At 73.4% G+C, this 21,800-nt stretch carries 22 protein-coding genes and 1 pseudogene; 11 read left to right on the forward strand and 12 right to left on the reverse strand.

Annotated features, from left to right (window positions below):
• Window positions 1–233: 233 nt before the first annotated feature.
• Complete coding sequence (locus ACZ7HT_RS34390; RefSeq protein ID WP_471173309.1) at window positions 234–2,102, reverse strand: APC family permease; 1,869 nt, start codon at window positions 2,100–2,102, stop codon at window positions 234–236.
• A 346-nt stretch (window positions 2,103–2,448) separates the two neighbouring features.
• Here ACZ7HT_RS34390 and gdhA point away from each other — a divergent pair, with 346 nt between their 5' ends.
• Window positions 2,449–3,795 carry an NADP-specific glutamate dehydrogenase gene (gene gdhA / locus ACZ7HT_RS34395; RefSeq protein ID WP_471173310.1) on the forward strand — a complete coding sequence of 449 codons (1,347 nt, stop codon included), beginning with the start codon at window positions 2,449–2,451 and terminating at the stop codon, window positions 3,793–3,795.
• Window positions 3,796–3,870: 75 nt separating this feature from the next.
• Window positions 3,871–4,107, forward strand: coding sequence for a hypothetical protein (locus ACZ7HT_RS34400; protein ID WP_471173312.1), 237 nt, complete (start codon window positions 3,871–3,873; stop codon window positions 4,105–4,107).
• Between the two features lie 59 nt (window positions 4,108–4,166).
• Here ACZ7HT_RS34400 and ACZ7HT_RS34405 read toward each other — a convergent pair whose 3' ends face one another.
• The 3 genes from ACZ7HT_RS34405 to ACZ7HT_RS34415 form a co-directional block, all read right to left on the reverse strand.
• The gene (locus tag ACZ7HT_RS34405; RefSeq protein WP_471173313.1) at window positions 4,167–4,448 is read right to left on the reverse strand and encodes a hypothetical protein; all 282 of its coding nucleotides are present in this window, start codon (window positions 4,446–4,448) and stop codon (window positions 4,167–4,169) included.
• Window positions 4,449–4,786: 338 nt separating this feature from the next.
• A complete protein-coding gene (gene opcA / locus ACZ7HT_RS34410; RefSeq protein ID WP_471173315.1) occupies window positions 4,787–5,698 on the reverse strand; it encodes a glucose-6-phosphate dehydrogenase assembly protein OpcA in 912 nt (303 codons plus the stop codon).
• A 66-nt stretch (window positions 5,699–5,764) separates the two neighbouring features.
• Window positions 5,765–6,316 (reverse strand): DoxX family membrane protein, encoded by a 552-nt coding sequence (locus ACZ7HT_RS34415; RefSeq protein WP_471173348.1) that lies wholly within the window; start codon window positions 6,314–6,316, stop codon window positions 5,765–5,767.
• Window positions 6,317–6,487: 171 nt separating this feature from the next.
• On the opposite strand from ACZ7HT_RS34415, the gene ACZ7HT_RS34420 reads away from it, so the two are divergent.
• The 3 genes from ACZ7HT_RS34420 (at window position 6,488) to ACZ7HT_RS34430 (ending at window position 9,131) form a co-directional block, all read left to right on the forward strand.
• Entirely contained in the window at window positions 6,488–7,864 is a 1,377-nt protein-coding gene (locus tag ACZ7HT_RS34420; RefSeq protein WP_471173317.1) for a M20/M25/M40 family metallo-hydrolase, read from the forward strand.
• Between the two features lie 92 nt (window positions 7,865–7,956).
• Window positions 7,957–8,571, forward strand: a complete 615-nt coding sequence (locus tag ACZ7HT_RS34425) for an HdeD family acid-resistance protein (protein WP_471173318.1) — start codon at window positions 7,957–7,959, stop codon at window positions 8,569–8,571.
• Between the two features lie 137 nt (window positions 8,572–8,708).
• Window positions 8,709–9,131 (forward strand): DUF350 domain-containing protein, encoded by a 423-nt coding sequence (locus tag ACZ7HT_RS34430; RefSeq protein WP_471173321.1) that lies wholly within the window; start codon window positions 8,709–8,711, stop codon window positions 9,129–9,131.
• 36 nt (window positions 9,132–9,167) lie between these two features.
• Here ACZ7HT_RS34430 and ACZ7HT_RS34435 read toward each other — a convergent pair whose 3' ends face one another.
• Window positions 9,168–9,629: a hypothetical protein gene (locus tag ACZ7HT_RS34435; protein WP_471173323.1), complete on the reverse strand. Its 462-nt coding sequence runs from the start codon at window positions 9,627–9,629 to the stop codon at window positions 9,168–9,170.
• A gap of 17 nt (window positions 9,630–9,646) precedes the next feature.
• Entirely contained in the window at window positions 9,647–11,080 is a 1,434-nt protein-coding gene (locus ACZ7HT_RS34440) for a WGR domain-containing protein (protein ID WP_471173326.1), read from the reverse strand.
• Between the two features lie 176 nt (window positions 11,081–11,256).
• Between ACZ7HT_RS34440 and ACZ7HT_RS34445 the strand changes: the two genes are divergently transcribed.
• Window positions 11,257–12,393 carry an SPFH domain-containing protein gene (locus ACZ7HT_RS34445; protein WP_471173328.1) on the forward strand — a complete coding sequence of 379 codons (1,137 nt, stop codon included), beginning with the start codon at window positions 11,257–11,259 and terminating at the stop codon, window positions 12,391–12,393.
• 548 nt (window positions 12,394–12,941) lie between these two features.
• A pseudogene (locus ACZ7HT_RS34450) lies at window positions 12,942–13,301 on the forward strand (M23 family metallopeptidase); the annotation flags it as partial.
• An 8-nt stretch (window positions 13,302–13,309) separates the two neighbouring features.
• On the opposite strand, the gene ACZ7HT_RS34455 reads toward ACZ7HT_RS34450, so the two are convergent.
• Both ACZ7HT_RS34455 and ACZ7HT_RS34460 read right to left on the reverse strand, forming a co-directional pair.
• Entirely contained in the window at window positions 13,310–14,020 is a 711-nt protein-coding gene (locus ACZ7HT_RS34455; protein WP_471173330.1) for an ABC transporter ATP-binding protein, read from the reverse strand.
• 44 nt (window positions 14,021–14,064) lie between these two features.
• The gene (locus tag ACZ7HT_RS34460) at window positions 14,065–15,543 is read right to left on the reverse strand and encodes an ABC transporter permease (RefSeq protein WP_471173332.1); all 1,479 of its coding nucleotides are present in this window, start codon (window positions 15,541–15,543) and stop codon (window positions 14,065–14,067) included.
• Between the two features lie 297 nt (window positions 15,544–15,840).
• On the opposite strand from ACZ7HT_RS34460, the gene ACZ7HT_RS34465 reads away from it, so the two are divergent.
• The gene (locus tag ACZ7HT_RS34465; protein WP_471173334.1) at window positions 15,841–16,362 is read left to right on the forward strand and encodes a hypothetical protein; all 522 of its coding nucleotides are present in this window, start codon (window positions 15,841–15,843) and stop codon (window positions 16,360–16,362) included.
• On the opposite strand, the gene ACZ7HT_RS34470 is transcribed toward ACZ7HT_RS34465, so the two are convergent.
• Both ACZ7HT_RS34470 and ACZ7HT_RS34475 read right to left on the reverse strand, forming a co-directional pair.
• A complete protein-coding gene (locus tag ACZ7HT_RS34470) occupies window positions 16,343–16,840 on the reverse strand; it encodes a DUF1877 family protein (protein ID WP_471173336.1) in 498 nt (165 codons plus the stop codon). The genes ACZ7HT_RS34465 and ACZ7HT_RS34470 overlap by 20 nt on opposite strands.
• Window positions 16,841–16,938: 98 nt before the next feature.
• The gene (locus ACZ7HT_RS34475) at window positions 16,939–17,244 is read right to left on the reverse strand and encodes a putative quinol monooxygenase (RefSeq protein ID WP_471173337.1); all 306 of its coding nucleotides are present in this window, start codon (window positions 17,242–17,244) and stop codon (window positions 16,939–16,941) included.
• 348 nt (window positions 17,245–17,592) lie between these two features.
• On the opposite strand from ACZ7HT_RS34475, the gene ACZ7HT_RS34480 reads away from it, so the two are divergent.
• From ACZ7HT_RS34480 to ACZ7HT_RS34490, 3 genes are all read left to right on the forward strand, one after another.
• Window positions 17,593–18,309 carry a (Fe-S)-binding protein gene (locus ACZ7HT_RS34480; RefSeq protein WP_471173340.1) on the forward strand — a complete coding sequence of 239 codons (717 nt, stop codon included), beginning with the start codon at window positions 17,593–17,595 and terminating at the stop codon, window positions 18,307–18,309.
• A gap of 71 nt (window positions 18,310–18,380) precedes the next feature.
• Window positions 18,381–19,799, forward strand: coding sequence for a lactate utilization protein B (locus tag ACZ7HT_RS34485; protein ID WP_471173350.1), 1,419 nt, complete (start codon window positions 18,381–18,383; stop codon window positions 19,797–19,799).
• The gene (locus tag ACZ7HT_RS34490) at window positions 19,796–20,440 is read left to right on the forward strand and encodes a LutC/YkgG family protein (protein WP_471173344.1); all 645 of its coding nucleotides are present in this window, start codon (window positions 19,796–19,798) and stop codon (window positions 20,438–20,440) included. Before ACZ7HT_RS34485 ends, ACZ7HT_RS34490 begins: the two co-directional genes overlap by 4 nt.
• Here the strand turns inward: ACZ7HT_RS34490 and ACZ7HT_RS34495 are convergent.
• The gene (locus ACZ7HT_RS34495) at window positions 20,437–20,628 is read right to left on the reverse strand and encodes a hypothetical protein (RefSeq protein ID WP_471173345.1); all 192 of its coding nucleotides are present in this window, start codon (window positions 20,626–20,628) and stop codon (window positions 20,437–20,439) included. The genes ACZ7HT_RS34490 and ACZ7HT_RS34495 overlap by 4 nt on opposite strands.
• Before the next feature lie 17 nt (window positions 20,629–20,645).
• On the reverse strand, window positions 20,646–21,509 hold the full coding sequence (locus ACZ7HT_RS34500) for a hypothetical protein (RefSeq protein ID WP_471173347.1): 864 nt from the start codon (window positions 21,507–21,509) through the stop codon (window positions 20,646–20,648).
• Window positions 21,510–21,800: the final 291 nt, after the last annotated feature.

Here is a 21,800-nt window from a genome sequence, read left to right on the forward strand (position 1 = left end):
CGACCGGGCCCGTGGCCGTCAGCGCTCCGTCAACTCTGCGGGCGGCTGCGTGAACACGGCGTACGAGCACGGTGATGCGCCCGGGCCGTGCTCGTAGCGTGAGGGCCATGAAGCCGCTCCGCCGCATCGTCCGCCCCGTAGGAGAAGTCGCCCCCACCTCCCGCGAGATCCTGCGCGAGGCCGGAAACCCGACCTCGGCCTCCGCCCCCCGCGTCCACATCGGCTGACGCCGTTCACTTCGCGAGGCGGAACCTGAGCCGGCAGATCGCCGCGTCGGTGTCCCTTCGGACCGCGTGGGCGACGACGGCGCCCCGCTGGTTCTGCAGGAGCCGCTGCCACAGCTGCTCCGGCTCCGCCTCCGGGATGAGTACGGTGACCCTGGTGTCCGGACGGGTGGCGGCCAGCTCCTTCACGTAGGCGGCGATCGGCCGGCCGAGCGAGCGGCGCTCGGAGGGGATCCGCACGAGCGGGACGCCCGGGTTCCACAGCGCCCAGTCCCGCTCCAGGGCCTCCGTCGCCGCCCGGTCCTCCGGATCGGGGTGGCAGACCGTGACCGCCCGGACCTCGTCGCCGAGCGACACGGCGGCGGTCAGGGCCTCGCTGGTCAGCCGGGTCAGCGAGGAGACCGGCACGAGGACCAGGGAGTGCGCACGGTGCGGGGGCTCGGGGATGCACCCGATGCCCAGGCGCTCGCCGATCCTGCCGTACGCGCGGTGGACGGTCTCGAAGAGCGCGACGAGCAGCGGCAGGGCGATCACGATCAGCCAGGCACCGTCGTGGAACTTGGCAGCGGTGACGACGACCGCGGACACACCCGTGAGCAGCGCGCCCAGGCCGTTCAGCACGGCTTTGGCCACCCAACGAGGTCCGCGTTCCCTGCGCCAGTGCAGGACCATGCCGGTCTGGGCGATCGTGAAGCCGACGAAGACACCGATGGCGAAGAGCGGGACGAGGGTGTTCGTGTCACCGCCGGAGAACACCAGCAGAGCGGCGGAGACGACGGCGAGCCAGACGACGCCGTGCCGGTGCACCTGCCGGTCGGCCTTGAGGCCGAACACGTGCGGAACGTAGTTGTCCCGGGCCAGCAGCTTCAGCAGGACGGGCAGACCGCCGAACGAGGTGTTCGCGGACAGGGCGAGCAGCACCATGGTGGCGAACTGGACGACGAAGAAAGCCCAGTTGTGGCCGAGGGAAGCGTCGGCGAGCTGAGCGAGGACCGTGACCCCCTCCACCGGCTGGAGCCCGAAGCGGGAGATCAGGGCCGACAGGCCGATCAGCATCACCCCGAGGAGGGCCCCGAGCGCGACCTCGGCGCGCATCGCCCGGCGGGCGGCGGGGGCGCGGAAGGACGGCACCGCGTTGGCTATGGCCTCGACGCCGGTGAGCGCGGAGCAGCCGGAGGCGAAGGCCTTGAGCAGGAGCAGGGCGCCGACGGTGGTGGCGTTGTCGGCCAGGACGGAGGCATGCCCGGCGGATGCCTCGGTGGACAAGGGCGCGTCGCGGAAGAGGCCGACGGCGATCACGACGAGGATCGCGCCGACGAAGACGGCCGTCGGGACGATGAAGGCGCGGGCCGAGTCGACGATCCCGCGCAGGTTGACGGCCGTGATCAGGACGAGAACGCCGAGGCAGATCCACAGCCGGTCGCCGTAGAGGCCGGGGAAGGCGGAGGTGAGGGCGGCGACGCCGGCGGTGACGGCGACGGCCACGTTCAGGACGTAGTCGAGGACCAGGGAGGCGGCCGCGACCAGGCTGGTGCGGCGGCCGAGGTGGGTCTTGGCGACGGCGTAGGAGCCGCCGCCGTCCGGGAAGGCGGCGATGACCTGCCGGTACGAGGCGACGAGCACCCCGAGGAGCCCGGCGATGGCCAGCGTGACCGGCAGCGTGAACCCGAGCCCGTACCCGCCGGCCGCGGCGAGGACCAGGACGATCGCCTCGGGGCCGTACGCCACCGACGCCATCGCGTCGAGCGAGAGCGCGGCAAGTCCGGTGACGGCGGTCAGCTTGTGCCGGGCGCCGGTATCAGGAGGCTCTTCGGCGCCGGGGACGGCTTCCTTCTTGATGGTCAGGGCGGTCATGGGGGCGAACTCCTTCGGGCTCATGTCCGCTCAGCGTGAGCCCTGACCAGGCGGCTTCCGCCGTTCCTGGCGAGTTCTTTGCGCCCGGCCGCCCTCTCTTCACGCCTCCCTGACACGGTCGACGGCGGGGAAGCGCCCCGACCCCTTGCATCCGGGGGCCCGGGTCGACGCGGACCGGCGGCTCAGGAGGGGAGCCGTCTCACATTGTGAGCAGTCTCGATCGCACTCTGGTCACAGAGTTAGATGCGCGTGACACTTAACGTGTCCTGTGTGCGGCAACGGTGTCGTAGTATCCGCCAGTGGACCGGACCCGACCGAGCCGCACCTTGTGGCGGATCCGGTGACAGCCGCGCCAGAAAGGCCGCCTTCTGTGACGACTCGATTCGAGACGCAGACCGTCCTCGAGGAGATCGAACACCGCAATCCCGCACAGCCCGAGTTCCACCAGGCCGCCCACGAGGTCCTGGAGACGCTGGCGCCGGTGCTCGCGGCCCGCCCCGAGTACGCGCAGGCCGGGCTCGTGGAGCGGCTGTGCGAACCCGAGCGGCAGATCGTCTTCCGGGTTCCGTGGCAGGACGACAAGGGTCGCGTGCACGTCAACCGCGGCTTCCGTGTGGAGTTCAACAGCGCGCTCGGCCCGTACAAGGGCGGCCTGCGCTTCCACCCGTCGGTGAACCTGGGCGTCATCAAGTTCCTGGGCTTCGAACAGATCTTCAAGAACGCGCTGACCGGTCTCGGCATCGGTGGCGGCAAGGGCGGCAGCGACTTCGACCCGCACGGACGCAGCGACGCCGAGGTCATGCGGTTCTGTCAGTCCTTCATGACCGAGCTGTACCGGCACATCGGCGAGCACACCGACGTCCCCGCCGGAGACATCGGCGTCGGCGGCCGTGAGATCGGCTACCTGTTCGGCCAGTACCGCCGCATCACCAACCGCTGGGAGGCCGGTGTCCTCACCGGCAAGGGCGTCGGCTGGGGCGGCTCGCTGATCCGCCCCGAGGCGACCGGCTACGGCAACGTGCTCTTCGCGGGGGCCATGCTGCGCGAGCGCGGCGAGGGCCTGGAGGGGCAGACGGCCGTCGTCTCCGGCTCCGGCAATGTCGCGATCTACACCATCGAGAAGCTGGCCGCCCTCGGCGCCAACCCCGTGACCTGTTCGGACTCGTCTGGCTACGCCGTCGACGAGAAGGGCATCGACCTGGAGCTGCTCAAGCAGATCAAGGAGGTCGAGCGGGGCCGCGTCGACGCGTACGCGGAACGCCGGGGCTCCTCGGCGCGCTTCGTGCCGGGCGGGCGGGTCTGGGAGGTGCCGGCGGACATCGCGCTGCCGTCCGCCACCCAGAACGAGCTGGACGAGAACGACGCCGCGGCCCTGATCCGCAACGGCGTGAAGGCCGTATCCGAGGGCGCCAACATGCCGACCACCCCCGGGGCCGTCCGCCTGCTCCAGCAGGCGGGCGTCGCCTTCGGTCCCGGCAAGGCGGCCAACGCGGGCGGCGTCGCGGTCAGCGCGCTGGAGATGGCACAGAACCACGCGCGGACGTCCTGGACGGCCGAACAGGTCGAGGGCGAACTCGCCCGGATCATGAACGACATCCACGCCACCTGCCACGAGACCGCCGAGCGCTACGGCGCCCCGGGCGACTACGTGACCGGCGCGAACATCGCCGGCTTCGAGCGAGTGGCCGACGCGATGCTGGCCCAGGGCGTCATCTGACCCTCCGGGGCCACCGGCCGCGTTCTGTGGTCGGGGCGACCGCCGGGTGCGCTGCCGGAGGACTTCCGTGCCCAGGTGGCCCGCCGCCGGCGACACCTCTCCCCCGCCGCACGGCAGTTGACGGAGGCGGGCGCCGTCCTCGCCCGACCGGTCGCGGTACACGAGGCCGCCGGAGTGACCGGCGCCCCCGTACGGGAGATGACCGCGGCCACCGAGGAGGCCATCGCGCAGGGGCATCTCGTCGCGGAGGGACCGCTGTTGAGGTTCCGGCACGACCCTGCTGGACGAGGAGGGAAGGCGGCGCGTACGTGAGCGGTTCCGTCGCCTCGGACCCGCACTCGTCGGCCGGAGTGGCGCGAACCGCGCGTGTTTCAGGCGCTGTTGGCGTCCAGGAGGCGGCGGGTGCGGTCGCTCGCGCCGCTGAGGGTGAGGGGGACGCCGAGGCCGGCGCACATGCGGTGGGCGCGGGCCAGGGCGCTGAGGGTGGCGGGGCTCGGGTCGGCGGCCGGGACCGCGATGACGACCCGGACGGGCCGGTGCTCCTGGACGAGGGCCTGGATCTGGAGCGCCGCCGCGGCGCGGTTGGTGACGTCCAGGTCGCGGTGGAGCGTGACGTGCAGGGCGTCGGGGCGTACGGCGTGGCTGATGAGCAAGGTGTCCCTCCGCGCAGGACGAGGAGGCCCACGGCCGGGCGGTCGGTGTGGGCGGTTCGTCCGAGGATGTCATGGGTGGTGGCCCGAGAGCGTTCTCGGGGCGTTCACCGCGCGGAGTGTCGGTGGCGGGGGCCAGGAGGCGGCCCGGCCGTGCCGGGCGCCGGTCGCGGCGACGTGGCCGATGCGCCGTGCCAGGCGCGGGACCTGCCAGCCGCGGACCCGTCGGACACAGCCTGGCGCGGACCTGTCGAGCACGGTACGGCGCGGACCCGACAGGCGCGGCGCGGACCCGGCGCGGCCCGGCGCGTACCCGACAGGCACGGCCCGGCGCGGGCCCGTCAGGCGCGCCCCCGCAAGGCCGCCGCGTACGCCTCGTCCGGGTCCAGGCGGCGGAGTTCCTCGGCGATCAGTTCCGCGGTGGTCCGGACCTTCAGGGCGAGGACCCTGCTCGGCTGGCCCGGGATGGCGAGCCGCGCGACCGGGCCCTCGGGCCGGTCGATGCGGATCTCGCCGTCGGCCGTGCCCATGCGGACGGCCGTGACGACGGGGCCGTCGGTGACGACCCGGTCGACGGACACGCCGAGCCGCACCTCGAACCAGCGGGCCAGGAGTTCGGCGCTGGGGTTCTCCGCCTCGCTCTCGACGGCGGCCGAGGTGACGGTGAGCGGTGCCTGGTCGAGCGCCGCGGCCAGCATCGAGCGCCACGGGGTGAGCCGGGTCCAGGCGAGGTCGGTGTCGCCGGGCGCGTACGAGGCGGCGCGCTTCTCCAGGGCGGCGAGCGGGTCCTCGACCGCGTACATGTCGGTGATGCGGCGCTGCGCGAGCGAGCCCAGCGGGTCCCGGGAGGGCACCTCGGGGGCGTCGACGGGCCACCAGACGACGACGGGCGCGTCCGGCAGGAGCAGCGGCAGGACCACCGAGTCGGTGTGGGCGCCGACTTCGCCGTACAGCCGGAGCAGAACCGTCTCTCCGGAGCCCGCGTCGGTGCCGAGCCGGACTTCCGCGTCGAGCCGGTTCTCGTGCCGGTCGCGCGGAGTGCGCGCGTGGCGCTTGATGACGACGAGGGTCCGGGAAGGGTGTTCCCGGGAGGCCTCGTTGGCCGCCTTGACGGAGTCGTACGCGTTCTCCTCGTCGGTGACGACGACGAGGGTGAGCACGGCCCCGACGGCGGGCGTGCCGACGGCCCGGCGGCCCTGCAGGATCGCCTTGTTGATCTTGCTGGAGTCGGTGTCCGTCAGATCGATCTTCATGTTGCGGCGCCCGTCCCTTCCTCTGTGGCGAGCCTAACGCGTTCGAGTGCCCCGGCGGGACGCGTCCTACGCCGGCTCCGCCTCCGGCTCCGGCTCGGACTCCGCGCCGGGCGACGCCTGGTCCTGGGCGCGGCGGTTGACGACGGCCGCGGCGGCGATCGCCGTACCGAGGAACGCGGTGGCGACCACCCAGGGGCGGTCGAGGACGTGTCCGGTGGCGTGGTCGAGGGAGTACCGTCCGGCGCCGGCGACGCCGATCGCGGCGGCCGTGAAGCCGAGGAACGCCGGGTACTCGTAGCCGCCGGCCGCGGCGAAGAAGCCGGCCGGGGCGTGCACGGCGACGGCTCCCGCCATGGCACCCGCCGCGGCGGCGCCGGCGGCCGGGGTGGCGAGCCCGAGGGCGAGCAGGGCTCCGCCGCCCGCCTCACCGAGTCCGGCGGCGACCGCGCTCTCGCGGCCCGGGTGGAAGCCCATGGCCTCCATCGCCTTGGTGGTGCCCTCGATGCCGCCTCCCCCGAACCAGCCGAGGAGCTTCTGTGTGCCGTGCGCGGCGAGCACGGCACCGGTGCCGACTCTCAGCACGAGCAGCCCGAGATCGCGTCGGTTGGGGTGGCCCATGGGGTTCTCCAGGTGCGGGAGGCGGACGCGTACGCCGTCCACTCTTGTCCCGCCCGCTCCCGGGCGCCCTCCGAAGCCCTCCCGAATAGGCCACATGAGTCATGTTTTGCGGCGATTGCTCACTGTTGCTTGACTGAGTGTGCTTTACGTCCCCGAGGGAAGTGGGTACGCATGTCCGCCGAGTCCACCGAGACCGCAGCCCTGCGGGAGAGGGTCCGGGCGCTGATGCCCCGGGCGAAGGAGGACCTGACCGCTCTGGTGGCGATGCGCTCCGTCGCCGACCCGCGCCAGTTCCCGCCCGAGGAGTGCGCGAAGACCGCCGACTTCCTCGTACGGGCCTTCACGGAGGCCGGACTCCGCGACATGCGCCGGGTGAGGACCCCGGACGGGACGGACGCGGTGGTGGGGCACGCGCCGGGTCCCGAGGGCGCGCCGACGGTACTGCTCTACTGCCACTACGACGTGCAGCCGCCCCTCGACGACGCCGCCTGGCAGACCCCGCCCTTCGAGCTCACCGAACGCGACGGGCGCTGGTACGGCCGCGGCGCCGCCGACTGCAAGGGCAACATCGCCATGCACCTGACGGCGCTGCGCGCGCTCGGCGGGCCGGAGGGCCGGGGCTTCCCCGTGAACATCAAGTTCGTGGCGGAGGGTTCGGAGGAGCAGGGGACGGGCGGCCTGGAGCAGCTCGTGCCGCTCCAGCCCGAACTGTTCGCCGCCGACACCCTGTTGGTCTGCGACACCGGCAACTTCGCGCGGGGCCTGCCCACCGCCACCACCTCGTTGCGCGGGCTCACCAACGTCGTCGTGACCGTCTCCACCCTCAAGGGCGCGATGCATTCCGGCATGTTCGGCGGCCCCGCGCCCGACGCACTCGCCGCGCTCGTCCGGATCCTCGACAGCCTCCGCGACGAGCACGGCAACACGGCGATCAAGGGGCTCGCCGGCGAGGGCACCTGGGACGGGGTGGACTACCCGGTCGAGCAGTTCCGCACCGATGCGGGCGTCCTCGACGGGGTCTCCCTGGTCGGCACGGGCACGGTCGCCGACGAGCTGTGGGCCCGGCCCGCCGTCACCGTCCTCGGCATCGACTGCCCGCCGGTGGTGGGTTCCTCGGCGGCGGTCCAGGCGAAGGTACGGGCACGGGTCAGCCTGCGGGTGCCGCCGGGGATCGACGCGGACGACGCCCTGCGCGCCCTCACCGACCATCTGACCTCGGCCGCCCCGTGGGGCGCCCGGGTGGAGGTGGAGCCGGAGAGCTCCGGCCAGCCTTTCCGGGCGCGCACCGACGGACCCGCCTACCGGGCCCTGGGGTCGGCGCTGCGCGCGGCGTACGGAAAGGACATGGTCCAGTCGGGGCAGGGCGGTTCGATCCCGCTGTGCAACGTGCTCGCCGCGCAGTTCCCCGGGGCGGAGATCGCCCTGATCGGCGTCGAGGAGCCGGGCTGCCTCATCCACGCGCCGAACGAGAGCGTGGACCCCTCCGAGATCGAGTACATGGCCTTGGCCGAGGCCCTCTTCCTGAGCTCGTACGCCACTCCCCTCTGACCCGCCCCTCTCCAGCGCCAGGGCCTGTCCGACCCTGATCCGCCGGACAGGCCCTGGCCTCCCACCCGCAACGAAAGGACCGGTGCGGTTCCATGACACAGACTCATGACAGTCCGTACGGCCGCGACGCCCGAGGGGATGTGCCACCCGGGCCCGTGGGACTCCTCGCGGGCTTCGCCTGGCAGGCCCTGCTCGTCGCCGGTCTCGTCTCGCTGATCCTCGGCGTCATGGTGCTGGCCTGGCCGGAGGCCTCCCTGCGGGTGGTGGGGGTGCTCTTCGGTCTGTACCTGCTGGTCAGCGGTGTGATGCAGCTGGTCGCCGCGTTCGGCACGCACGCCACCACGGCCCTGCGGGTCATGGCCTTCATCAGCGGCGCGCTGTCGATCCTGCTCGGCCTGTTCTGCTTCCGGGGCGCGACGCAGTCGACCCTGCTGCTCGCGCTGTGGATCGGCATCGGCTGGCTCTTCCGCGGCATCACCCAGACCGTGGCGGCCGCCTCCGACCCGGCGATGCCGGCGCGCGGCTGGCAGATCTTCCTCGGCATCGTCAGCGCGGCCGCCGGTGTGGTGCTGATCGTCGCCCCGCTGGAGTCGGCCAGCGTGCTCACGGTCCTCGGCGGCATCTGGCTCCTCGTGGTCGGTGTCGTCGAGCTCATGACGGCCGTCATGGTCCGCTCCCGCGCCAAGGACCTCCCGCCGGGCGCCTAGTCGGCGCGCACCCCCTTCCGTCCGCTGTCCGCCCGGAGCTCCGGGCGGGCGGCGGACCCCGTTCACCCGTGCGCTACATTTTGCCGGTCCTTGACCATCGATCCCCCGCGATCGCAACCCTTCGGAGCCGGCACTTCATGAGCGACATCGTCAACGGCCTCGGCCGGGCCGGTGCCTACGGCGCACTCGGCGTGGTCCTGCTGATCCTCGGCATCGTGCTCGTGGACCTGCTGACCCCCGGCAAGCTCGGCCGCCAGATCTGGGAGGAACGCAACCGCAACGCCGCGATCCTGCTGAGCTCGGCGCTCCTCGGCATCGGCGGCATCGTCTTCACCTCGATCTGGACGACGTACGACCACTTCGGCAAGGGGCTCGTCTCGACCGCCGCGTTCGGCCTGCTCGGCCTGGTGATGATGGCGGTGGCCTTCCTCGTCGTCGACCTGGTCACGCCGGGGAAGCTCGGCGCCACGCTCGTCGATCCCGAGCCGCATCCGGCGGTCTGGGTGACGACCTCCTGCAACATCGCGGTCTCGGCGATCGTCTCCGCCTCGATCGCCTGACGGCCTCGCCTCGCGGTCGAGCTTCACGGTCGAGCTTCACGGGGACATGGGCTCCACCTCCAGGAAGCGGCGGCCGCGCGGCCCCTTGTAGAGCAGCGCCTCCCAGCCGAGCCGCGCCAGGGCCGGCACGCACGCGCCCAGGGCCGCCGCCTCCTCCTGGGCGGCGCCCGCCCCCGGCGGGCCGAGCCACTCCACCACGGCCGTCCCGGGCCGCTCCCCCGCCGTGACCCGGTACCCGGTGGAGAGCCGTGCCCCCTGGGTGTCCACCGACGAGGGCGTGATCCCACCGGACTCCAGGGCGAGGGCCACCGCGCGGACCGGTCTCCGGCGCTCCCAGTCGGCGGGCGCGGTCCTCGGGTCGCCGCCCCGGCTCAGGGCCAGCCGCCTGATCTGGAGCAGCCCGTCGACGGCCGCGCGGATCTCGCGCGACCGCTGCTCGGCCTCGGCCGGGGGCAGCGGCGGCCCGTCGCCCGTGGCCGCCTCGAAGACGCCCGGCACTCCCCCCGCTCCGCTCGTCACAGCAGCCGCCGGATGTCACCGCGCACCCGGTAGAACCCGCCCGCGGCCGGGTGCAGGGCGTCCACCACGTACCGCGCGCCGGGCTCCCGGATCGCCCGCGGGAACTGCACGTTCCACCCGGAGTCGTACCCCTGCGAGACGACCCGCACCCGGGTCCTGCCGCCCTCGGTCACGCACTCCACGACGACCGAACCGGCCGGTGCGTCGCTGACGGCGGCCACGGCGGTCACGGTCGTGGCCGGCTCGTACACCGGAAGCGCGGCGGCGAGCTTGACGTCCCGGGCGACCGGGACCGTGCCCTGCTTGGCGGCCGCGATCGCGGCCTCGCTCGCGTCCACGCAGACCAGCGAACCGTCCGTGGTCACCAGGTAGAGCCGCTCGTCCCGGTACTGCATGGAGAGCGCCGAACCGCCGCCCGTGCCCAGCTTCCACAGCCGCGTGCCGTCCTCCGCGAAGCAGTAGACGGAGGAGGCCGAGTCGGCCGCGAAGACGAACCGGCCGCCGGGCGAGGTCGCGCAGGAGTAGACCGGGCTGTCGCAGGCGAACACCGCCTCCACGCGCCCGTCCTTCTTCGCGAGCCGCTGCACCTTCTTGCGGGACGTGCCCGCGTAGACCGCGGTGTCCTCCTGCCAGCCGAAGAGGACCCCGCCCTCCGTGGCCGTGTGCCACAGCTCGCCGCCGCCGTCCGGGGCGTGGGCCGCGACGCCTCTCGTGTCCCCGTAGTAGACGGCGTCCCCGTCGGCGCGGACCATCCAGGCGTGCTCCCCGGCGCCGGAGCGCGCCCACTGGTGCTCGTCCTCGTGGTCGATGACGGTGAGCCGGCCGGAGCGGTCGGCGACGTGCAGGACGCCCTCGTGGATGTCGAGCCAGAAGATGTCGACGTCCGTGGCGATGTCGTACGCGGCGAAGGGAAGCTTGGACGACAGGTCGTACACCTTGCCGTCGTCGCAGCCCGCGTAGATCCAGAAGTCGTCGGCGACCAGGCACTTGACGCCGTCCGGCAGGCTGAAGCGGGCCTGCACCTCGCCGGTGCGGTCGAGCGTGAAGACGTCCCCCGCCTGGTTGCCCACCCAGCAGCGCTCCTCGTCGACGTGGATGCCGAAGGCGGCCGAACCGGTGCGGAAACGCCAGAGGACGGGGGCGACGGCCCGCGCGGTGGACGGCGCGGAGGTGACCTCACGGCGTGTCACGGAGCGCGCGGCACGCTGTCCCCTGACCGCGGGGGCGTACCCCTTGCGGACCTTCTCACCGATCTTCTTCGCCGCGGCGGCCTGGGCCTTCGCCGCCGTCGGGAAGGTGGACCGCTGGGTCTGTCCGTCCGAGCCGATCCGGCCGTAACGGACCGACACCGCGAGGTCCTCGACGGTCACTTCGTAGAACTTGTGGGCACCGCCGCCGTCCTGCGACAGCTCCAGATAGGTCGTCGTCATGGTGAAAACGGTAGGGGGCACCACTGACAACGGCCCGCGGTGAAGCCATGGCCACGGGACCAAAGACCCGGGCATTCGGGACTTTCGTCGCGGCATTCCGGACATTCACCCCTGTGACGATGGTGCGTGAAGATCATCCGACGAGCCGTCACCTCAGGAACGGCCGGAAGGGCCTCATGACCGAGCCACAGAAGCGGCCCCTGCCCGTCCGCATCCGCCGGAGCACGGGCGGCATACCGATGAACGACCTCTTCCGGTCGGACCCGGCCCGGCCCACCCGGACCGTGCCCAGGTCGGCGACACCGGCCGACGGGCCCGCCCGGACCATGGCCAAGCCGGCGACACCGGTCGACCGGCCCGCCCGGACCATGGCCAAGCCGGCGACACGGCCCGACGGCCCCGCCACGCCCGCGCCCCTGCCCCGCCGGCCGCCGCCCGCCGAACCCGACCTGACGGAGCGTCCGGGCCCCGCCGTCCCCGGCTGGGTCGCCGTCCTGACCGGCCTCACCGCGCTCGGGGGCGCGGCGGCGGCGCTGTGGCGGGCCCGCCCCCTGCGCACGGCCGAGCTGCCGCCGTGGCAGTGGGGCGCGCTCGCCTGCTGCGCCGTCGTCGCCGTCGTCGCCTTCGGCGGGCTGACCCGCGGCCGTACGGGCTCCGCCTGGGTCCTCTCGCTCTTCGGCCGCTATCGGGGCAGCGTCCGGCGCACCGGCCTCGTCTGGATCAGCCCCTTCGTGCTGCGGCGCCGCATCGACGTACGCCTGCGGCACTGGCGCAGCGAACCCATCGCCGTCGTCGACGCCGAAGGCGCCGCGCTGCGCGTGGTGGTCCTGGTGGTCTGGTCGGTGCGGGACACGGCCCGTGCGCTGCTCGCGGTCGACGACCATCTCGGCTATCTGCGCGAGCAGGTGGAGGCGGCCACCGCGCGGGTGCTCTCGCAACTGCCGGCGGACGCCTTCCGGGGTGACGCCCCGACCCTGCGGGACGCCGAGGCGGTCGGCGACGCGCTGACCCGCATGCTCGCGGCCGAGTGCCGGCCGGTCGGCATCGCCGTCTTCTCCGCCCAGCCCACCCGGATCGAGTACGCCCCCGAGGTCGCCGCCGCCATGCGCCGGCGGCAGATCGCCGTCCTGGACGCCAAGCACCGGGACTCGGTCCTGACCGGCGTGATCGACGCCGTGGACGACACCGTCACCCGGCTGACCACCCGGGGGCTCGTCGAACTCGACGACTTCGAACGCCAGGCCCTGGTCAAGGACTTGACCGTGGCCTTCTACACCCGGAGCGGCGGCCCGGCCGACCCGAACCAGGAGTGACGAGGACCATGGACCCGAACAACCCCGCCCCCGCATTCGACGCGCCCGCCTTCGCCGACGAGATGCCCCAGGACTGCGCGTGCGCGGGCTGCGCGGACGCCGTCCGCTCCGGCCGGACACCCGGCGGGCAGCGCGCCCTGCACGGTGTGCGCCGTGCGGTCGTCGCGACCGTCGGCGTGGTCGCCCTGACCGGCGTGGGCACGGGCACGGCCGCCGCCGAACCCGCCCCGGCGCACGCCGGTTGGGACGGCTCCAAGTACTGGTTCCGGAACGAGGCGGGCCAGTGGCGCTGGACCAGCCACTACGCCACGTACAAGCAGCGCACCCAGACCTCGGCCCGCACCGGTGAGCCGGTGTTCCACGGCCGGCAGGGGTGGGACAAGCAGTCGCGGGTGTACTGGTACCCGTCACGGGGCCACTGGTACTGGACCGGTCACGCGGAGAAGTACGAGCAGCGGACGGGCCGCCCCGCGCGGCCGTCCGCCCCCTCTTCGCCGTCCTCACGGGGCTGGACGGCACCGGTGTCCTCGTACGTCTTCACGGGGTACTACGGACAGCGGGGCTCCTGGTCGAAGGGCTACCACACGGGGCAGGACTTCGCGGTGCCGTCGGGCACGGCCGTCCGTGCAGTCGGTCCCGGGCGGGTAGTGACGGCCGGGTACGGCCGCTCGTACGGATACGAGGTGGTCATCCGTCATCCGGACGGCCGTTACAGCCAGTACGCCCACCTCTCCCGGATCGACGTGCGGCCCGGGCAGAGCGTGTCGGGCGGGCAGCGGATCGCGCGGTCGGGGGCGACCGGGCGGGTGACGGGTCCGCACCTGCACTTCGAGGTGCGGACCACGCCGTACTTCGGCTCGGACATCAACCCGCTGGCCTACCTGCGCGGCCACGGCGTGTCCGTGTAGGACGCCGGTCAGGCCTCGACCGCGTTCCGATCCGCCGTCGTCCGCCGGTTCTCCTTGATCGTGATCCGGCCCTTCCGGATCGTGGCCAGACGAGGGGCCCGGCGGGCGACGGCGCTGTCGTGGGTGACCATGACGAAGGTCAGCCCGTGCTCCTCGCAGAGCCCTTCGAGCAGGTCCACGATCTCGTCGCGCATCGACTCGTCGAGGTTGCCGGTGGGTTCGTCGGCGAGGAGCACCTTGGGCCGCTTCACCAGGGCGCGGGCGATCGCCACGCGCTGCTGCTGGCCGCCGGACAGCTCGGACGGCAGGTGCCCGAGGCGCTCGCCGAGGCCGACCGACTCCAGCGCCTCGGCGGCCCGGGTACGCCGCTCGGCCGCCTTGACGCCGAGCGGGACGAGCGCGGTCTCCACGTTCTCCTGGGCGGTGAGCGTGGGGATGAGGTTGAAGCTCTGGAAGACGAAGCCGATGTTCTCTCCGCGCACGGCCGTCAGCCGGCGCTCGGAGAGCGCGGCCAGATCGGTGCCGTCGAGCAGGACCCGGCCCGAGGTGGGACGGTCGAGGCCGCCGAGCATCTGGAGGAGGGTGGACTTGCCGCCGCCCGTGGGGCCCTGGATGACCAGGCGGTCCCCCTGGGCGAGGGTGAGGTCGATCCCGGCGAGCGCGTCGACTCTCTGCTGTCCCCGCCGGTACTGCTTGGTGACGCCGATGAGTTCGTACATGGTGGGACTCCTGTGGTCCATGAGTGGGTGCGGTCTTCCGGCTGCTACTCGACGCGGCGCAGCGCGTCGGCGGGGCGCAGCCGTGAGGCGCGCCAGGCGCCGAAGGCACCCGCGACGAGCCCGCCGCCGAGGGCGAGGAGGACGGCGAGGCCCACGGTGGTGACGCTGACGGGGGCGGTGAGGGCGATGTCGACCGTCTTGCCTGCGGCCGTACGGGCTGCGCCGGGGCCGCCGAAGACCATGCCGCCGCCGCGTCCACCGCCGAACCCGCCGCCGCTCCCGCCGAGTTCGGCGGTGAGGGTCGGGCTCGCGGCGGTCACCGCGTACGCTCCGGCGAGGCCGATCGCGATGCCGAGGGCGCCGCCGATGACGCCGTTGACGAGGGCCTCGCCGACGACCTGGCGGGTGACCCGGCCGCTCTTCCAGCCGAGGGCCTTGAGGGTGCCGAACTCGCGGACGCGGCGGCCCACGGCGGAGGAGGTGAGGAGCCCGGCGACGAGGACGGCGGCGAGCAGCACGGCGTACGAGAGCCACTTGCCGACGTTGGAGGCGAGGTCGGCGGCGGTGTCGAGCGAGCCGGAGACCGTCTGGGCGAGGTCGGCGGAGGTGGTGACGGTGGTGCCGGAGACGTTCTTCTGGATGGCGGTCTTGACCGCGTCGATGCGCGTCGAGTCGGTCGCCTTCACGTAGATCGTGGTGATCTTGCCGGCGGAACCGGAGAGGGTCTGGGCCTGCTTGAGGGGCAGGTAGACCTGGGCGGCGGACTGACCGCGGTCGGCGGTCGCGATGCCGGCGATCTCGAACGTGACGCCCTTGACCGTCAGTTCGTCGCCGACGGAGAGGTCCTTCTGCTGCGCGTAGGCGCTGTCGACGACCGCGACCTTGGCGTCCGTCTCGGTCGTCTTGAAGGTGCGGCCCTGGGAGACGGTGGAGGTGGTGAGGGGGCCGAGGTCGGGGGCGGTCACGTCGGTGCCGTAGATCGTGAAGGAGTCGACGTCGAAGGCCGCGCCGCCGCCGGTGACGGTGTCGCCGGGGCCTGCGCCGGAGCCGCCGTTCCCGCTGCCCGGGCCGGCGGGCTGAGCCTGCTGTGCCTGGCCGCGCTGGATCTGACCGCGCTTGAACTCGCCGTTGATCTTCAGGTTGACGAGGCTCAGACCGCCGACGGCCCGGTCGACGCCCTGCTGCTTCGCGACCGTGTCGACGGTGGAGTCGGCGAGGGTCTGGAAGCCCTGGACCATCAGCCGGTCGCTGCTCTGCTCCTCGCCGTCCTCCTTGCCCTGGAACTCGAACCGGGGCCGCTGCGGCTGCGCGCCGGCCTCGGGCCGCTCCTGCGCCTTGGTCACCGTCAGGTCCGTACCGAGGCCGTAGAGGGATTCCAGGACCTTGCCCTGGGCCCGGTTCATGCCGGAGGAGACGGAGTTGACGACGATGACCAGCGCGATCCCGAGCGCGAGCCCGGAGGCGACGACGAGCGCCGCCTTTCTGCGACGGCGCAGTTCGCGCCGGAGGTAGGTGAAGAACATGGGCGCGAAGGTAGGGGCGCCGTGTGATGACGGGATAAGGCCCGGGTGAGAGTGGGATGAGAGCGCGGCAGGGGGGCGGGGCGGGGTGGCTGCGGGTCCTGGGGCGGTGTCTCCGCGCGCGTGGAGCCGCGGGTCTCGGCCGCCGGGGCGTCACGGCAGGGCATGGCGGCAGGGCACGACGGCAGAGGGCCTGCCGGAAAACGCCTGATGGGAGGAGGCCGTCTCCCCCGTGCGGGGGAGACGATGTGGCCGCCGGGGCGACGCCGGGGCGCCCCGGCCGGCGGCAGTCTGGGCAGCATGATGAAGCTCAAGGCCCTGCCGGACGTCCCCCGATGGGCCGTCGTCGCCGCCCACGCCGTACCGCTGATCGTCCTGCCGTCCGGCCTCTGGCGCGTCGCCCTGACGTTCGGCGCACCGGTGGCCGGGGCCCACGACCAGACGCTCGGCCTGGCCGTCTACCAACTCGCCCTGACCGCCGTCGCCGAAGTGCTCGCCTTTCTCACCCTGGGCCTGGTCCGCGACTGGGGCGAGGTGTTCCCCCGCCGACTGCCGCTCCTCGGCGGCCGCCCGGTCGCCGCCCGGGGCGCGACGTTCGCCGCGCTGTCCGGGGCGTTCGGACTCGCCGCTCTCACCTGCTGGTTCACGTACGTGGCGTTCGCGGGCTTCGCCCCGTACTCCCCCGGCAACCTCACCGAGAGCACGCTCCAACGGACCCTGTTCCTCGTCTGCTACCTCCCGCTCGCGGCCTGGGCCCCGCTGCTCACGGCGGTGGCGCTCGCGTACCACCGACGCCGGCGGCTCACGCCCACACGACCTTGATCACGGCATGGCCCGACGATGCGGCCCGCCCGTAGAACCCCCGGAGCGACTCGTGGTGTTCGCGGTACTCCTGACGGAAGAGCGCCTCGTCCGCCCCGCCGCCCCCGAGTCTCCTGCCGACGGCGTTCCACAGCTCGTCGAAGGAGACGCCCGCGAGGAATTCCGCCGCCTGGGACACCTCGGGCGGGTCCATGTACATCATGGGCGGGTTACGGAGGTCGGCCTCGGGGCCGTGGGCCGCGGGGCGGCCACCGTAGACCGGCAGCGTCCAGGGGCCTCCGGCACCCGTGCCGTCGGCATCGGCGGCGGTGTAGAGCTCGTTGACGGAGTCCCAGCACTTGGAGAGCGAGTCGGCGACTCCGGCCGCGTACTCGTCGGCATGCCTGTCCCAGGCCTCGGCCATGAACGCCGCGAGCCAGGTGTGGTCGTCCTCGATCTCGGACTCCGCGACGGCGCGGAAATGCAGGTGGATGCTCACCGCGACAACTCCCCCGGTACGCCGGCCCGCCGCTCGGACCGATCACACCGACCGTAATCGACGGCACTGACAACGAGCCGCCCGAGACATGAGGCGACTCAGCCGGCGCGTCCGGGAATCTTGGCCGCCAGGATGTCGGTGTACTCGATCGTCGGCGGCTGCGCGAGCAGCTCGGGCAGGCGGGCCAGGCGGGCGCGACCGGCTTCCAGGTGCTCCTGGCGGGCCTCCTGGTCGGGGAAGGCGTCGACGACGGCGAAGGTCGTGGGGCCGAGGCGGAGGGCGAGCCACACGGTCGTGCCCGGTTCCTGCTCGACGTCCGCCAGTGCCGCGGTGATCGCGGCCCGTACTTCTTCCTCGCGACCCGGCCGGGCCTCGATCCGGACGAACAACCCTACGTTGACCATGCGTGATCACTCCGTTCTGGATTCGAGTGGTCCGCCGGCCTGTCGTATCGGGAACGGGCCCGAGTCCGGTCGGCGGTGAGTTCGGGCGTCCAAGCCCGCGCCCGGCGATGACGTCAGCCGGGGGATCCTGACCGGGGCGCGCGGCGAGAGAGCGCGGCGACTGCCTGCTGTCAAAGGATCTGAGCACGAGCACCGTAACAGGTGGAGGAGATCGCGGAACAGGTGTGGCGGCAGACGTCGGTACGGGAGGACTTGCCCGGCGTGCACTGAGCCGCGCTTCACCGGCCCTGCGACACTACGTACCGCAGCGCCGCCGCCCGACCCGAGCCGTCCCCCGAGGAACCCGTGATGCGTGTCGCCCTCTTCGTCACCTGCGTCAACGACGCCGTCTTCCCGTCGACGGGCGTGGCCACGGTCCGGCTCCTCGAGCGGCTCGGCGTGACCGTCGACTTCCCCGCGGCGCAGTCCTGCTGCGGGCAGCCGCAGTTCAACACGGGCTACCGCGCGGAGACCGCACCCCTCGTGCGGCGCACGGTCAGGGCCTTCGAGGGGTACGACCACGTCGTCGCCCCGTCGGGTTCGTGCGCGGCGATGGTCCGCCACCACTACCCGTCGTTCGGTACGGACGCGGCGGCCCTGGCACCCCGCGTGTACGAGCTGACGGAGTTCCTGGTCGACGTGCTCGGCGTGACGGACGTGGGCGCGTACTTCCCGCACCGGGTGACGTACCACCCGTCCTGTCACGGCCTGCGGCTCCTCGGGCTCGGGGAGCGGCCGCGGCGGCTCCTGGAGGCGGTGAAGGGCCTGGAGCTTGTGGAGCTGCCGGGCGCGGAGGAGTGCTGCGGCTTCGGCGGCACCTTCGCGGTGAAGAACCCGGACGTCTCGGCGGCGATGGGCGCCGACAAGATCACGAACGCGCTGTCCACCGGCGCGGAGGTCCTGTGCGGCGCGGACAACTCCTGTCTGCTGCACGTGGGCGGCATGCTGAGGCGGCAGGAGGCGCCGCTGCGGGCGCTGCACCTGGCGGAGATCCTGGCCGGCACGGAAGAGGAGCCCTGGGCATGAGTGACGAGAAGGTGCGCGCGCCGGCGGTCGATGAGGGGCGCCGGCCGGGTGACGGGCGGGCATTCGTGGGGATGCCCTCGTTCCCGAAGGCCGCACGGGAGGCCGTGCACGACGAGCGGCTGCGGGGCAATCTCCGGCACGCCACCCACACCATCCGCGACAAGCGGGCGCGGGCGGTGGCCGAGCTGGACGACTGGGCCGCGCTCCGCGAGGCCGGCAAGCGGATCAAGGACGAGACGCTCCGCCATCTCGACACGCATCTCCTCCGGTTGGAGGAGTCGGTGACGGCGGCGGGCGGCACCGTGCACTGGGCGGCGGACGCGGCCGAGGCGAACCGGATCGTCACGGACCTCGTGAAGGCCACCGGAGGCTGTGACACTGAAAAGCGTGAGGTCGTCAAGGTCAAGTCCATGGCCACCCAGGAGATCGGGCTCAACGAACACCTGGAGGCCGAGGGCATCGCCGCGTACGAGACGGATCTCGCGGAGCTGATCGTGCAGCTCGGCGAGGACCGTCCCTCGCACATCCTGGTTCCGGCGATCCACCGCAACCGCGGCGAGATCCGCGACATCTTCCGCGAGAAGATGGGCAGTTGGGGGCGGCCGGCGCCGGACGGGCTGAGCGACACCCCGGCCGAACTCGCGGAGGCGGCCCGGCTGCACCTGCGGGAGAAGTTCCTGCGGGCCAGGGTCGGGATCTCCGGGGCGAACTTCGTGGTCGCCGAGACCGGCACCCTCGTGGTGGTGGAGTCGGAGGGGAACGGGCGGATGTGCCTGACCCTCCCCGAGACGCTGATCTCCGTCGTCGGCATCGAGAAGGTCGTGCCGACCTGGCGGGACCTGGAGGTCTTCCTCCAGACACTGCCCCGCTCCTCGACGGCCGAGCGGATGAACCCGTACACGAGCATGTGGACCGGCACCACCGACGGCGACGGGCCGCGCGCCTTCCACCTGGTCCTCCTCGACAACGGCCGCACCGGCGCCCTCGCCGACGAGGTGGGGCGGCAGGCGCTGCGCTGCATCCGCTGCTCGGCCTGTCTCAACGTCTGCCCGGTGTACGAACGGGCCGGAGGTCACGCGTACGGCTCGGTCTACCCCGGCCCGATCGGCGCGATCCTCACCCCCCAACTGCGGGGCACCGCGAGCGAGGTCGACACCTCCCTGCCCTACGCCTCCTCACTCTGCGGCGCCTGTTACGAGGTGTGCCCCGTCGCCATCGACATCCCGGAGGTCCTGGTGCACCTGCGTGAGCGGGTGGCCGAGGAGGGCGGCCGGGGCCACCGCCTGGAACGGGCCGCGATCAAGGCCTCCACCTGGGTCCTGGACCACCCGGGCGCCCTCACGGCGGGCGAGCGCCTCGCGTCCGCGGCCCGGAAGGCGCTCCCGAAGCGACTGCCGGGGCCGGGAGCCCGTCAGTGGACGGACCACCGCGACCTGCCCGAACTGCCGGCCGAGCCGTTCCGCGACTGGTGGAGGAAGAACCGCACATGACCGACTCCCGCTCCCGTGTCCTCGCCCGCGTCCGGGCCGCCGTCGCCGGCGCGCCCGAGCCTCCCGCCGTCGTCCGCGACTACCTGCCGCGCCACACCCCGGACGACCCCGCCGGCCTCCTCGACCTGCTCCACGAGAACCTCGTCGACTACCGTGCCCACGTCCACCGCACCACCCCGGACGGCGTGGCCGGGCTCGTCGCGCGGCTCCTCGCGGAGCGCGGGGCGACCACCGTCGCCGTACCGCCCGGGCTGCCCGAGGAGTGGCTCGGCGCGACCGGGGCCGTGCGGCGGTTCGACGAGCCCCGGCTGACCCCGTACGAACTGGACGGCACGGACGCCGTGGTGACGGGGTGTGCGGTGGCGATCGCCGAGACCGGCACGATCGTCCTGGACGGCGGTCCCGGCCAGGGCCGCCGGGCGCTCACGCTCGTCCCCGATCTCCACCTCTGCGTCGTACGGGCCCCGGAGCAGGTGGTGGCCTCGGTGCCGCTCGCGCTCCCCCGGCTCGACCCGGGGCGGCCGCTCACCTGGATCTCGGGGCCGTCCGCGACGAGCGACATCGAACTCGACCGGGTGGAGGGCGTCCACGGACCCCGGACCCTGGAGGTCCTCCTGGTGACGGGGCGGCGGATCGCCTAGCGGGGGCGCACGGGTGTGAGCTGGATCAGTTTCGGCGAGCGCGGCATGGCGGCGCAGGGGCGGCTGACCGCCGACCAGTCGCAGTCCCTCCAGCCGCGCAGCCAGGGGCCCAGGCGTTCGTTGTCGATGCGGAGGGTGCCGTCGGGCAGCGGCCGCCCGACGGTGTCGGCGGGATCCGAGGGCCCCACGGTGCACTTCCCGGCCGTCAGTCCGCTCCGTCCTGCGCGGCCCGCAGGCGGCGCGCGGTCGTCTCCGCGGTCCGCTCGGCCGCCGCCAGCTCGCGCAGCGCCCGCTCGTGGCGGCCCTCCGCCGTTCCCGCGGCCCGCTCGGCGGCCTCGAGACGCAGCCGGAGGCCGTGGAGCTCCTCGCGCAGCGAGGCCACCCCGGTCCGGGTGCGTTCCAGGTCCGCGGCGGCCTGCGCGACGGCGGTCCGGGCCCCGTCGGCCCGCTCGGCTGCGGCGTCCGCCGCCTGCCGGGCCCGGGCCAGGCGCTCCGCGTGCTGCCGGGCCCGCCGACCGGCGTCGTCGTCCGGGTCCGGCACGGGTGGCGTGGCGGGTTCCGGCCGGGCCGGGGCCCGCGGTACGTCCGGTCCGGGCGCGAGGCCCTCGAACCCGACGGGCGGCGAGGGGGCGGCGCGAAGTCGGCCCGCGGCCCACTCCCGGCCGCTCTCCTCGTCGGCCAGCAGGGCGTGGAAGATCTGCTGGAGGTCCCGCTGAGCGGCCTCCCCCAGCCGCTCCCCCGCGCCGGCCGCGACCTCGACGGCCTCCCGGGCCAGCGCGGCGGTCACCCGGTGCTGGTCGTGCGAGAGCTCACGCAGCCGGCTGCCGTCGAGCCGACGGTGGGCGGTGCGCAGTGCGTCGCCCAGGCTCATCAGCGCCTGCGCCTGCTCCGGCCGCGCGCGGGCGAAACGGTTGGCCGCCCACACGGCGAGGGTGGGCTTACGCAAGCGGCCGATGGCCCGGGCCGCCTCCGGGCCCTCCTCGGTCCGGGCCCGGGCCACGAGGACGCCCCGCGCCGCGATGAACTCGCTCGGGCGCAGCGCGTACAGGCCGGCGATCTCCGCGTCCATGTCCACTCCACCACCATCGGCCCCACGGCCCGCCGCCGCCCGCCGGGACCTGCCCCCCGCCTGCCGGGACCGGGGCCCGCCGGGTGCCGCCGTACCCGAGTCGTACGGGACCGCGGCCGCCCGCCGCGATCACCGCGTCGGCGCCCGCTCGCAGGCCGCCGTCAGGTTCCGCCCTGCCCCGGTCGCTCCCAGACGGCCTAGGTGTATTGACCCGCAGGGTTGTTGACGCGGCTGATGGGCGGGTGTCCGTCGAGTGCGGTGTGGCAGCGGTGGTGGTTGTAGGTGTGGAGG

The sequence above is a fragment of the Streptomyces sp. NPDC037410 genome (genome assembly GCF_055602235.1).

Excerpts from the sequence above, each read along its gene's own strand:
- ACZ7HT_RS34440 (WP_471173326.1), bottom strand. The coding sequence starts at position 11,080 with ATGACGACGACCTATCTGGAGCTGTCGCAGGACGGCGGCGGTGCCCAC.
- ACZ7HT_RS34480 (WP_471173340.1), top strand. The coding sequence starts at position 17,593 with ATGCGTGTCGCCCTCTTCGTCACCTGCGTCAACGACGCCGTCTTCCCG.
- ACZ7HT_RS34460 (WP_471173332.1), bottom strand. The coding sequence starts at position 15,543 with ATGTTCTTCACCTACCTCCGGCGCGAACTGCGCCGTCGCAGAAAGGCG.
- ACZ7HT_RS34420 (WP_471173317.1), top strand. The coding sequence starts at position 6,488 with ATGTCCGCCGAGTCCACCGAGACCGCAGCCCTGCGGGAGAGGGTCCGG.
- opcA (WP_471173315.1), bottom strand. The coding sequence starts at position 5,698 with ATGAAGATCGATCTGACGGACACCGACTCCAGCAAGATCAACAAGGCG.
- ACZ7HT_RS34390 (WP_471173309.1), bottom strand. The coding sequence starts at position 2,102 with ATGAGCCCGAAGGAGTTCGCCCCCATGACCGCCCTGACCATCAAGAAG.
- ACZ7HT_RS34475 (WP_471173337.1), bottom strand. The coding sequence starts at position 17,244 with ATGGTCAACGTAGGGTTGTTCGTCCGGATCGAGGCCCGGCCGGGTCGC.
- ACZ7HT_RS34455 (WP_471173330.1), bottom strand. The coding sequence starts at position 14,020 with ATGTACGAACTCATCGGCGTCACCAAGCAGTACCGGCGGGGACAGCAG.
- ACZ7HT_RS34485 (WP_471173350.1), top strand. The coding sequence starts at position 18,381 with ATGCCCTCGTTCCCGAAGGCCGCACGGGAGGCCGTGCACGACGAGCGG.
- ACZ7HT_RS34465 (WP_471173334.1), top strand. The coding sequence starts at position 15,841 with ATGATGAAGCTCAAGGCCCTGCCGGACGTCCCCCGATGGGCCGTCGTC.
- ACZ7HT_RS34430 (WP_471173321.1), top strand. The coding sequence starts at position 8,709 with ATGAGCGACATCGTCAACGGCCTCGGCCGGGCCGGTGCCTACGGCGCA.
- ACZ7HT_RS34425 (WP_471173318.1), top strand. The coding sequence starts at position 7,957 with ATGACACAGACTCATGACAGTCCGTACGGCCGCGACGCCCGAGGGGAT.
- ACZ7HT_RS34445 (WP_471173328.1), top strand. The coding sequence starts at position 11,257 with ATGACCGAGCCACAGAAGCGGCCCCTGCCCGTCCGCATCCGCCGGAGC.
- ACZ7HT_RS34500 (WP_471173347.1), bottom strand. The coding sequence starts at position 21,509 with ATGGACGCGGAGATCGCCGGCCTGTACGCGCTGCGCCCGAGCGAGTTC.
- ACZ7HT_RS34415 (WP_471173348.1), bottom strand. The coding sequence starts at position 6,316 with ATGGGCCACCCCAACCGACGCGATCTCGGGCTGCTCGTGCTGAGAGTC.
- ACZ7HT_RS34490 (WP_471173344.1), top strand. The coding sequence starts at position 19,796 with ATGACCGACTCCCGCTCCCGTGTCCTCGCCCGCGTCCGGGCCGCCGTC.